Origin of the sequence: Ferrimonas kyonanensis DSM 18153, assembly GCF_000425405.1 — a bacterium.
Taxonomy (GTDB): domain Bacteria; phylum Pseudomonadota; class Gammaproteobacteria; order Enterobacterales; family Shewanellaceae; genus Ferrimonas; species Ferrimonas kyonanensis.
In genome coordinates, this window is sequence record NZ_KE384373.1 from 1 (window position 1) to 10,268 (window position 10,268).

At 54.3% G+C, this 10,268-nt stretch carries 9 protein-coding genes and 2 tRNA genes; 7 read left to right on the forward strand and 4 right to left on the reverse strand.

What is annotated here, in order from left to right:
* Positions 1-5: 5 nt before the first annotated feature.
* Together H598_RS0122740 and H598_RS0122745 are read left to right on the forward strand one after the other, a co-directional pair.
* Positions 6-90 (forward strand) — tRNA-Tyr (locus H598_RS0122740).
* 162 nt (positions 91-252) lie between these two features.
* A complete protein-coding gene (locus H598_RS0122745; protein ID WP_051252967.1) occupies positions 253-1,368 on the forward strand; it encodes an ADP-ribosylglycohydrolase family protein in 1,116 nt (371 codons plus the stop codon).
* A 905-nt stretch (positions 1,369-2,273) separates the two neighbouring features.
* On the opposite strand, the gene H598_RS0122750 is transcribed toward H598_RS0122745, so the two are convergent.
* The gene (locus tag H598_RS0122750; protein WP_028115061.1) at positions 2,274-2,501 is read right to left on the reverse strand and encodes a DUF3820 family protein; all 228 of its coding nucleotides are present in this window, start codon (positions 2,499-2,501) and stop codon (positions 2,274-2,276) included.
* 128 nt (positions 2,502-2,629) lie between these two features.
* Here H598_RS0122750 and H598_RS0122755 point away from each other — a divergent pair, with 128 nt between their 5' ends.
* Genes H598_RS0122755 through rrtA form a run of 3 tightly spaced genes read left to right on the forward strand, consistent with a single transcriptional unit; the run spans position 2,630 to position 4,981 of the window.
* On the forward strand, positions 2,630-3,688 hold the full coding sequence (locus H598_RS0122755) for a PLP-dependent cysteine synthase family protein (RefSeq protein ID WP_028115062.1): 1,059 nt from the start codon (positions 2,630-2,632) through the stop codon (positions 3,686-3,688).
* Positions 3,685-4,383: a 7-cyano-7-deazaguanine synthase QueC gene (gene queC, locus H598_RS0122760; RefSeq protein ID WP_028115063.1), complete on the forward strand. Its 699-nt coding sequence runs from the start codon at positions 3,685-3,687 to the stop codon at positions 4,381-4,383. The genes H598_RS0122755 and queC overlap by 4 nt, the downstream gene beginning before the upstream one ends.
* Entirely contained in the window at positions 4,376-4,981 is a 606-nt protein-coding gene (gene rrtA / locus H598_RS0122765) for a rhombosortase (protein WP_028115064.1), read from the forward strand. The genes queC and rrtA overlap by 8 nt, the downstream gene beginning before the upstream one ends.
* On the opposite strand, the gene H598_RS0122770 is transcribed toward rrtA, so the two are convergent.
* The 3 genes from H598_RS0122770 to H598_RS0122780 all read right to left on the reverse strand — a co-directional run bounded on the left by H598_RS0122770 (position 4,971) and on the right by H598_RS0122780 (position 8,768).
* On the reverse strand, positions 4,971-5,342 hold the full coding sequence (locus tag H598_RS0122770; protein WP_028115065.1) for a death domain-containing protein: 372 nt from the start codon (positions 5,340-5,342) through the stop codon (positions 4,971-4,973). The two genes, rrtA and H598_RS0122770, sit on opposite strands and share 11 nt — an antisense overlap.
* A 122-nt stretch (positions 5,343-5,464) precedes the next feature.
* Positions 5,465-7,468, reverse strand: a complete 2,004-nt coding sequence (gene uvrB / locus H598_RS0122775; RefSeq protein WP_028115066.1) for an excinuclease ABC subunit UvrB — start codon at positions 7,466-7,468, stop codon at positions 5,465-5,467.
* Positions 7,452-8,768 (reverse strand): MATE family efflux transporter, encoded by a 1,317-nt coding sequence (locus H598_RS0122780; protein ID WP_425402382.1) that lies wholly within the window; start codon positions 8,766-8,768, stop codon positions 7,452-7,454. Before H598_RS0122780 ends, uvrB begins: the two co-directional genes overlap by 17 nt.
* Before the next feature lie 823 nt (positions 8,769-9,591).
* Here H598_RS0122780 and H598_RS26705 point away from each other — a divergent pair.
* Both H598_RS26705 and H598_RS0122785 read left to right on the forward strand, forming a co-directional pair.
* On the forward strand, positions 9,592-9,849 hold the full coding sequence (locus H598_RS26705) for a hypothetical protein (RefSeq protein ID WP_156897158.1): 258 nt from the start codon (positions 9,592-9,594) through the stop codon (positions 9,847-9,849).
* A 342-nt stretch (positions 9,850-10,191) separates the two neighbouring features.
* Positions 10,192-10,268, forward strand: a tRNA-Met gene (locus H598_RS0122785).

A 10,268-nucleotide genomic window follows, 5' to 3' on the forward strand; every position in this document is an offset into this window, starting at 1 on the left:
TCCGTGGAGGGGTTCCCGAGTGGCCAAAGGGATCAGACTGTAAATCTGACGGCTCCGCCTTCGAAGGTTCGAATCCTTCCCCCTCCACCATCATTTCAACGCCGCCCTCTGGGCGGCGTTTTTGTTTGTCTCATCGAAAGCAACAACGGTCAAAAGACGACAGCAAATCACCCCTTACTCTATCGCCCTTGGGGTGTCAGTCGACCGACTCAGGCTACACTGTAAGTCAGACACGACTTCGGGAGCGCCGCCATGTCCGATCACCACTTTGCCGATTCCCTGACACCCCAACAAGACCGCGCAGCCGGAGCCGTTATGGGCTCGATCATCGGCGATGCGCTGGGCGTCGGCCCACATTGGTATTACGACCTTGATGAACTGCACGCCGCCTACCCTACTCCGATCTGCGGTTACGTGCCTGTGCATCCAGGACGCTACCACGACGGTGTTGAATTAGGAGATGTCTCTCAAACCGGTCAATTTCAGCAACTTCTATTGGAAAGTCTGGTCGCCAAAGGAACCTACCAAGAAGAAGATTACCTTCGACGGCTCGAACCGCTGCTAGATACCCTTGATGGTGAGCCAGAAAGTGGCCGGTTTACCGAGCAACCTATCCGCGACATCTGGTATGCCCTTAAAGTGGAAGGTAAACACTGGCATGACGATGATTTTGCCTCATTAGCCGATACCTCAGAAGCAGCCCAACGAGCCGTGCTGATTGGTGCTCGCTATCATGGTGATTTGATGCAAGCGGGACTCCACTGCGCCGCCTGCGCTCGTCTGACTCACCGCGATCCTGCCATTGTCACCGCATCCACCGCCTTTGGCATCGTCATCGGTGCTCTGGTGGCCGGTATGCCACTGGACGGCAATCTGGGTCAAACCATGCGTCAGATGATACTGCGGGGAGAGCTGCCCTTTACTCACGCTGTATTGGCCGAAGAGCAACACCTGGGGCTGACACCGCCTCGCCCGAGTCGTGAATTACCGTTTCCCGACGTGCTACTGGGTATGGGCTGGTGGATTCAGGCGGCACAAAGCCCCCACATTCAGGTGCAGCCGCCGGAAGCCATTGCCCAAGTTTACGGCATGGCCTGTTCTCTCTCTATGCTGATGCCTGCGGCTTTCTTTCTGGCAGCGCACACTCCTGACAGCTTTGAGAAGCCGATATTGACCGCCATCAATAGCGGCGGTAATAACATGGCCAGAGCGGCGATGACCGGGGCCCTATGCGGTGCTCATCTGGGCCTGAGTGCTATCCCCAAGCGCCTGATTACCGGACTTAAGGACCACCAACGCTGGGTGAATGACGCCATTCAGCTTGCCAAAGATGCCGACCTTGGTCATTGCAACGCAGAACCGGCTTAGTCCATTAATGCCCCTCTTAGTTTCACCCTTTCGAGCGTTACGGCCCTGTGGCTTGGATTCAGCTAAGAGAAAAGACACTGGGTACCCGCGTTCGCGGGCACGACCGAGGAGTGATTAACGTATCGCGGAAGCCGATCCGCCAGCGCAGGCTCGACGGAAGGTAGACTGATACCTAGAGCTAACCTCGCTTCGCTGCGATCACTGCTCTTCCCGCAACCAACCTACCCTCACCGTGTCACCCTTGCGAACGCGAGGGCCCAGCGACTTAGATTTTGATTGAAAATAAGGCGCTGAATTTTCGCCTTTGCAAAAATAGGGAAAAGCACAGACACTGGGTACCCGCGTTCGCGGGCACGACCGAGGAGTGATTAAGGTATCGCCAGCGCAGGCTCGACGGAAGGTAGATTGATACCTAGAGCCAACCTCGCTTCGCTGCGATCACTGCTCTTCCCGCAACCAACCTATTCGCACCGTCGCCCTTGCGAACGCGAGGGCCCAGCGACTTTGTTTTTAATTGAAAAAACAGAGGCTGGATTCTCACCTTTGCAAAAAAAGGGAAAAGCACAGACACTGGGTACCCGCGTTCGCGGGCACGACCGAGGAGTGATTAACGTATCGCCAGCGCAGGCTCGACGGAAGGTAGACTGATACCTAGAGCTAACCTCGCTTCGCTGCGATCACTGCTCTTCCCGCAACCAACCTACCCTCACCGTGTCACCCTTGCGAACGCGAGGGCCCAGCGACTTTGTTTTTAATTGAAAAAAAAAGAGGCTGGATTCTCACCTTCGCAAGAATAAGGAAAAACACAGACACTGGATATCCGCGTACGCGGGCATGGCAAGGCAATTAACTAAATTGCCTATGCAGCACAAACCACTTTTTGACGGCCACACCGCCTGGCGGCGTCAGTAGCCACTGTCGTCCCGTTCCTTTAATGGGGTTAGCAGATACCCCAGGCCGTTGTGTTTGATCTCCAATAACAGCGCCAGTTTTTCACCAATGGGGCCATTGGGCCAGCCCTTGTTTTGCATCCACACTAGGTAGGCGATAGGAATGTCCGCCATAATCACCCCTTGGTATTTACCAAAAGGCATGCGTTGGGTGGCTAACTCTCTTAACACTTCGGTTTGCATTGGGTACCATGCCTGCTCAGTTATCACGTTACCGGATGGACTAACAACCTGACCTGACTCCATAATCAGGCTGACGCGACTTGCGCATCTTCAGGTTCACCGCTCCGAACTCAGAAGGAATCATAAAGATGTCTCGTCGTTGGGTAAACTGGGCTATTGCCCAGATTGAAGCCGATTTCCAGCGAAGTGCCGACACGCACCTGATTAAACTGGATCTTCCCTGCCTGCCCGAGGTCGATCTTTACCTCAAGGACGAAAGCACCCATCCAACCGGCAGCTTGAAACACCGCTTGGCCCGGTCACTGTTCCTGTACGGCCTGAGCAACGGCTGGATCACCGAAGGGACACCGGTGATCGAGTCCTCCTCCGGCTCTACTGCGGTGTCTGAAGCCTATTTTGCCCGCTTACTGGGGCTGCCGTTTATCGCGGTGATGCCGCACTCCACCGCCAGCAAGAAGATTCGACAGATTGAATTCTATGGCGGCATCTGCCACCTGGTCGACCCTAAGGACATCTACGTTGAATCCGAACGACTGGCCCGCGAGCGCAACGGCCACTACATGGATCAATTCACCTACGCCGAACGGGCCACTGACTGGCGGGGTAACAACAACATCGCCAACGCCATCTTCAACCAGATGCAGCGAGAACGCTTTCCCGAGCCACGTTATGTGGTAATGAGTCCGGGCACCGGCGGTACCTCAGCCACCATTGGCCGTTACATTCGCTACCAGAAACTGAACACCGAACTGTGTGTGGTCGATCCGGACAACTCGGTGTTTTACGACTACTTCACACAGGGCGATGTCAATATCACTAGCCACCACAGTTCCCGCATCGAAGGGATTGGCCGGCCGCGGGTAGAACCTTCGTTTATCCCGGGGGTCGTCGACCAGATGCGTAAAATTCCCGATGCGGCCTCGGTAGCCACGGTTCACTGGCTGGAATCGATTCTGGGCAGAAAAACCGGTGCCAGTACCGGCACTAACCTCTATGGTGCCCTGCAACTGGCCTCCGAGATGGCCGCGCGCGGTGAGTCCGGCTCTATTGTGACGCTGCTGTGCGACAGCGGCGAACGCTATCTGGACAGCTATTATGATAATGAATGGGTCGCGACCCATATTGGCGATATCGAACCTTATATGACCAAACTGAATGCATTTGCAAAAACCGGAGAGCTGTCATGAGCACTACCAAAGCCGTAGTCGTCTTTAGCGGCGGCCAGGATTCCACCACTTGTCTGGTACAGGCTCTGACACAGTACGATGAAGTACACGCCATTACCTTCGACTATGGCCAGCGCCACCGTCAAGAGATCGAAGTCGCTCAGGCACTGGCCTCCCAGCTCGGCGTCACAGCCCACAAGGTGCTTGACGTCGGCCTGCTAAACGAACTGGCCATCTCCGCCCTGACCCGGGATGACATTCAGGTGGATCACGCCCTGATGGACAATGGCCTGCCAAATACCTTTGTGCCTGGCCGGAACATTCTATTTCTGACCCTGGCCGGGATCTACGCCTATCAGATTGGTGCCGAAGCGGTCATCACCGGTGTGTGTGAAACCGACTTCTCCGGTTATCCGGACTGCCGCAATGACTTCGTCAAGGCGATGGAGTCTGCTCTGGTTCAGGGTATGGACCGGCCGCTGAAGCTGGTCACACCGTTAATGTGGCTCAACAAGGCAGAAACCTGGGCCATGGCCGACCACTACCAGTCTCTGGCTCTCGTTCGGGATCATACCCTCACCTGTTACAACGGTATTAAAGGCAAAGGCTGTGGCGACTGCCCCGCCTGCCACTTACGCAGTCGAGGGCTAGAAGACTACCTGAACCACCGGGACACCGTCCTCAGCGATGCACGACAAAAGGCTCACCTTGATTAAAGACAAATGGGGCTGGCCCAGCGCCAGCCAGTGGAGTGTGCCCGCGCTGCTGGCCATTTTGGCCATTGGCCTGTACCTGCTGCCGCAGTTTCATGACGCCCTGATCTGGTCACGGCCACACCTGGATCACGATCAGTGGTGGCGCCTGTTCACCGGGCACCTGTTGCACAGTAACGGCTACCATCTGCTGATGAACTTAGGGGGAATGGCGGTGATGTTAGGGCTGTTCCAGCCTCACTTTCGTTTCTCAACCATTCTCATGTTGAGTTTGTTTTGTGGTCTGTGCATCAGCCTAGGTGTGTATTGGTGGGTCGACGGCACCCAACGTTATGTCGGACTGAGTGCCGTCCTGCACAGTTGGTTTACCTATGGCGCCATTCAGGACTGGAAAAGCGGCAGCAAACTGGGGCCACTGCTTCTGATTGGGGTTATCGCCAAGGTCACCTGGGAAAATGTGGTGGGCGCCAGCGGCGACCTGGCAAGCTTGATTCAGGCCAGAGTTGCCGTCGAAGCCCACCTCTACGGCGTGCTGTCAGCGTTGCTGTTTGTCGGGCTGATGCAACTGAAGCGCCAACCTGAACGCTCCATTACCAGCTAGTGGCATAGCTGCCTTGGCCGTGGCCTTCCTTGAAGGCCAGAGCCATCTGCCGATACGCCTGCTCGTAGTCACCTTCCACTGCCGCTTCGTACGCCAAATTATCCCGCACCGCTTCGCGAATGGCTCCGGCGGCGGTAGGGTAATCTTGCAGCAGTTGGTTAATATCGGGAGTCTCTGGCTGGCTGTAATCGTAGATCATGCCACTGGTATCAAACATCCGCGCTTGAGGCTGTGGCTGTAACAATTCAGCCTGTGCGCTATCGACCTGCTGACGTTTTGCGTTCTCTACCTCCATGCTGCCCAAGATCAGTGCCGCAACAGCGGCGACAGCAAAAAGGGTAATGCCCAATGCTTTTTGCATAACTCGCCCTCCACATCGCTGTGGTGCCCGGCATCTTCGGCCCGATTGTCGACCTGAAGACGCCGCACCAACCCAAGTCTGAGTGAGCGCCATTGGCGCCCTTTCTCAGCCTTAAGTATGGGCTATCCGGCGGCCAGTTGCTGTCTGAGCGCCTCAATCTGATCCCGAACCGACGCGGCCTCCTCAAACTCGAGGTTGCGTGCATGCTCATACATTTTGGTTTCCAGGGACTTAATCTCTTTGGCCAACGCTTTGGGATCCACTGGCTGATAGACAGGCTTAGGCTCTGCCACCCGGCGTTTACCACTCTGCTGACCAGGACGTCCGCCAATGTCCATTACATCGGTGATCTTCTTATTCAAACCGGTAGGCACAATACCGTGGGCCTGGTTATGGGCCTGTTGCTTGTCCCGGCGGCGATTGGTCTCGTCCATTGCCCGCCTCATCGAACCGGTGATGCGATCGGCATATAGGATTGCCTTACCATTGAGGTTTCTCGCCGCCCGGCCAATAGTCTGGATCAGCGACCGATCGGAGCGCAAGAAGCCCTCCTTATCCGCATCCAGAATCGCTACCAGCGATACTTCGGGCATGTCCAAGCCTTCTCGCAACAAGTTAATGCCGACCAGCACATCAAACTCACCCAGGCGCAGATCACGAATGATCTCCATCCGCTCGACGGTATCAATGTCCGAGTGCAGGTAGCGCACCTTAATACCATGCTCATCGAGGTACTCACTCAGATCTTCCGCCATGCGCTTGGTCAGTGTGGTCACCAACACCCGCTCGCCCACTTCGATGCGTTTTCTGGCTTCGGACAGCAGATCGTCCACTTGGGTGGAGACCGGGCGGACTTCCAGTTCTGGGTCGAGCAGACCGGTTGGACGAACCACCTGATCGATCACCTCATCATGGGATTTTTCCAGCTCGTATTTGCCCGGCGTGGCCGAGATAAACACCGTCTGCGGAGTGATGGACTCAAACTCCTCAAATTTCAATGGCCGGTTGTCCATGGCCGACGGCAATCGAAACCCATACTCCACCAGAGTCTCTTTTCGGGAGCGATCGCCTTTGTACATGGCCCCAATCTGAGGCACCGTTACGTGGGACTCATCAATCACCAACAATCCGTCATCGGGCAAGTAATCGAGCAGCGTCGGCGGCGGCTCTCCTGGGGCCCGCCCTGACAGGTAACGAGAGTAGTTTTCAATGCCGGAGCAATACCCCAGCTCCAACATCATCTCAATATCAAATTGAGTGCGTTCTTTGATCCGCTGCGCCTCGATCAACTTATTGTTATCCAGCAAATACTGATGGCGCACTTTGAGCTCCGCCTTGATGTGCTCAATCGCCTCAAGCACCGTCTCACGCGGTGTGACGTAGTGGGTTTTCGGGTATACCGTGGCCCGTGCGACCTCTTTTTCAAGAGCGCCGGTGAGGGGATCAAACAGAGTGATTCGCTCGACCTCTTCATCGAACAACTCGACCCGCACCGCATGACGCTCGGAATCCGCCGGGAAGATGTCGATGACCTCTCCGCGCACTCGAAACGTGCCGCGCTCGAACGCCATATCATTGCGGGTGTACTGCAGCTCCGCCAGCCGCTTCAGCATGTCACGCTGATTAATGATGTCACCCTGGCGCAAATGCAACAACATGGCCATGTAGGCCTTAGGATCCCCAAGACCGTAGATGGCCGACACCGAAGCCACCAACACCACATCTTTACGCTCCATCAGCGCTTTGGTGGCCGACAGCCGCATCTGCTCAATGTGATCGTTGATGGAGGCATCTTTCTCGATAAAAGTATCGGACGCCGGCACATAAGCTTCTGGCTGATAATAGTCGTAATAAGAAACGAAGTACTCGACCGAGTTTTCCGGGAAAAACTCTTTCATTTCACCATACAGTTGAGCTGCCAAGGTTTTATTTGGGGCCATGATAATGGTTGGCCGACCAAGTTCGGCAATCACATTGGCCATGGAGTAAGTCTTGCCAGAGCCGGTTACTCCCAGCAGCGTCTGGTGAGCCAAGCCACTGTCAATGCCGTCGATCATCTTGGCAATGGCTTCCGGCTGATCTCCCGCCGGTTTAAAAGGCGAACAAAGCTTAAACGGTCGACTCATTGGGTTCCTCGGTGGTCGATTCTTTAACTGGACACAACTGACCGCAGACGGTACGCCAGGCGATTACGCCGGTGATCAAGTTGGCAATGGCCGCTCCCACAAACACCCCGGTCAGGCCGGCAATTTTACCACCAATGAATGCCAGAGGCAGATACATGACAAATAGGCGGACCAGGTTCAGCCCCAAAGCCAACATCGGTTTATGCAAGGCATTTAGGCTAGAATTGGATAGGATAACCACCCCCTGAGCCCCGTAGGCCAACGGCAGAATGGTGACCAACAGAACAATGATCTCTGCCACCGCTTTATCTTGTCCGAACGCATCGCCGATAAAGGAGGACAGCAACAGCAACAGTAAGTACACCGCCCCCTGAAAAACCAAGACAAACTTAATGGTGCCCAGATAAGCTTGACGAACGCGATCGTGCCGCCCCGCAGCGTAATTCTGACTGATAAACGGTGGCAGTGTCATGGACAGCGTTAAAATCACCAGAGTAACCAGCGACTCCAGCCGACCTCCGACTCCAAACGCCGCCACCGCCTCATGGCCATATTGAGCAATAATGGCAGTCATACCCGCCATAGCGACTGGAGTCAGCATGTTGGAACTGGACGCCGGTAAGCCGATGGCCAAGATGGTTTTTGCCGACTGCAGCCGGCAATTCCAACTGGCCTTCCAGGCAATGGCTTTCATCTGGATAAACAGCATGTACAGAATGATGGCCGAACTGAAGGCATACGCCAGCACCGTCGCCAAAGCCGCTCCGGTCAGCCCCATCGCCGGAATTGGCCCTAAACCAAAGATCAAAATCGGATCCAGAATTACGTTCATGGCCGCGCTAGACGCCATGACCATGCTGGGCAATCGCGTATTGCCATTGGCGCGCAACACCGCATTACCCACCATTGGGAAGGCCACAAATACGCCACCTATCAACCATACATCCATAAACTGAGCAATGACCGGCAACGTCGCTTGATCGGCACCAATCAACACAAAAATGCCGTCGTGCAACAGCCAAACCAGGGCACAGAGCAGCATCACCAACACCGCAGACAGCACCACCGCTACACCACCCTGATGCCGTGCCAATTCGCTGTCGCCTTTACCCTGACTGCTGGCCACCGTTGCCGAGGTGCCCACGCCCAAACCAATGACCAGACTGATCACCGTGAAGGTTACCGGAAAGGTAAAACTGAATGCCGCCAACTCGGCCGTTCCCAGCAAGCTGACAAAATAGGCATCGACGAAGTTGAAGGTCATCATCATCGACATGGCAATCAGCATTGGCCAGGTCATTCGCCATAATTGTGTGTTCACACTGCCTTGAGTCAGGTCATGGACAGTCGTTCGGCTCACTTGGCCTCCAATAGTTCAAATATGCGCATAAATGACGCTTTCGGCACAAAATCTGTCATTTAATACACAGCTTCTGAAGCTGCAATCAAACAAACATTTAAATGTTGTGCATTTTAATGACCACTTGAGAGGTCATTCTTAAGTTGTTGTTTTATATAGGCAGCCAGTTACTCACAGCGCCTGTGGAAATCGACATGAAGCCCATTGTGGCAGGCATTACAGCAATTTGCATAACTTTAACTAACACAGTTATCCACAAAAACAGTGGATAAAGCTTGAAACCCCTTGAGCGGCGTGCACTAGAGAGATGTCAATAGTCGAAACGGCAACATTCGAAAAAACTTATACGTTAAACACACTGAGCTTGTGTCAAGCAAATCAACAAGTTTTTCCAGGCTGATGAGAAAATCGACAACGACAAAACATGACTGAAAATCAAGTTTAAACGACCAACCAATTTAGTCGGGATTGTATCACCATAGCGCCCTAAAAGTGTGACCTTCGCCCATCGCATGCTTAAGATATCGACAACCTAAGCGATGCTGCCCTCGTTCAAACCAGCACCACCCTCACGGCCGCCCAATCGAGTTCGCAGCGATCTCTTACATCACTGACAATCATTTCCCTCAAGTGACAGTCGTTAGAAACACCCTGCCCGCTTTCTGTCTTGACCTCGTCTACAACAAACAGCCTCTTTGAAAGCACCGCTGCGAGGCAGTAGAGTGACTCCTAATAAACACTTCAGCCAAAAGGTATTTCAGCGATGTCCCCAAAACGCACACAGATCGAGGTGGTCTACCTGGACGGTTCTCGAGGAAAAGCCATTGCCACCGGTACTAACGCCGCCTGGGTGTGCAATTGTGGCAATGAGCAACTGCTACTGGGGCGAGCCGCCCCTGACACGGCCACTAACACCCCAACCCAGGTGGAATGCCCTGCTTGTCACCGGCAATTTAGAGTGGCCCCGATTGGCGGGACGCAATCAGACGCGATGGAAGTCTCTGAAATTGCGACGGGCTAACGCCTATTCGGCGCTTGAGCAAAGGCTAAAGTACCAATCAGCCTGGAAAATGAACGAACCCTCTTAAATCCATCAATTATCTTGTCACTGCTGGCGGCGAACGTTTAGCAGGCGAGCATCGCCGTCACCGTTGTGAGGGCATTTTTTTGTGCGCAGATTCCAGCCTTGAGGTATTCTTTTTAATGATGAAAATCGGTATGTTGGGCACTACATAGGCAACTGATTGGTCAGATGCAGTTTTTTGTTCGACGGGAGTTGACAGCTTACCGTTCGCGGCTTAATATGCGCCCCGTTTTCAGCAAACAGGCAACCAGTTGTCCGGTGTGTTGAAAGCAATGCGGACGCGGGGTGGAGCAGCCTGGTAGCTCGTCGGGCTCATAACCCGAAGGTCGTCAGTTCAAATCTGGCCCCCGCAACCA

What these genes read in the sequence shown, in the direction of transcription:
- H598_RS0122745 (WP_051252967.1), top strand. Translation starts at nt 253, where the DNA reads ATGTCCGATCACCACTTTGCCGATTCCCTGACACCCCAACAAGACCGC.
- H598_RS0122750 (WP_028115061.1), bottom strand. Translation starts at nt 2,501, where the DNA reads ATGCAAACCGAAGTGTTAAGAGAGTTAGCCACCCAACGCATGCCTTTT.
- H598_RS0122755 (WP_028115062.1), top strand. Translation starts at nt 2,630, where the DNA reads ATGTCTCGTCGTTGGGTAAACTGGGCTATTGCCCAGATTGAAGCCGAT.
- queC (WP_028115063.1), top strand. Translation starts at nt 3,685, where the DNA reads ATGAGCACTACCAAAGCCGTAGTCGTCTTTAGCGGCGGCCAGGATTCC.
- H598_RS0122770 (WP_028115065.1), bottom strand. Translation starts at nt 5,342, where the DNA reads ATGCAAAAAGCATTGGGCATTACCCTTTTTGCTGTCGCCGCTGTTGCG.
- uvrB (WP_028115066.1), bottom strand. Translation starts at nt 7,468, where the DNA reads ATGAGTCGACCGTTTAAGCTTTGTTCGCCTTTTAAACCGGCGGGAGAT.
- H598_RS0122780 (WP_425402382.1), bottom strand. Translation starts at nt 8,768, where the DNA reads ATGACCTGGCCAATGCTGATTGCCATGTCGATGATGATGACCTTCAAC.
- H598_RS26705 (WP_156897158.1), top strand. Translation starts at nt 9,592, where the DNA reads ATGTCCCCAAAACGCACACAGATCGAGGTGGTCTACCTGGACGGTTCT.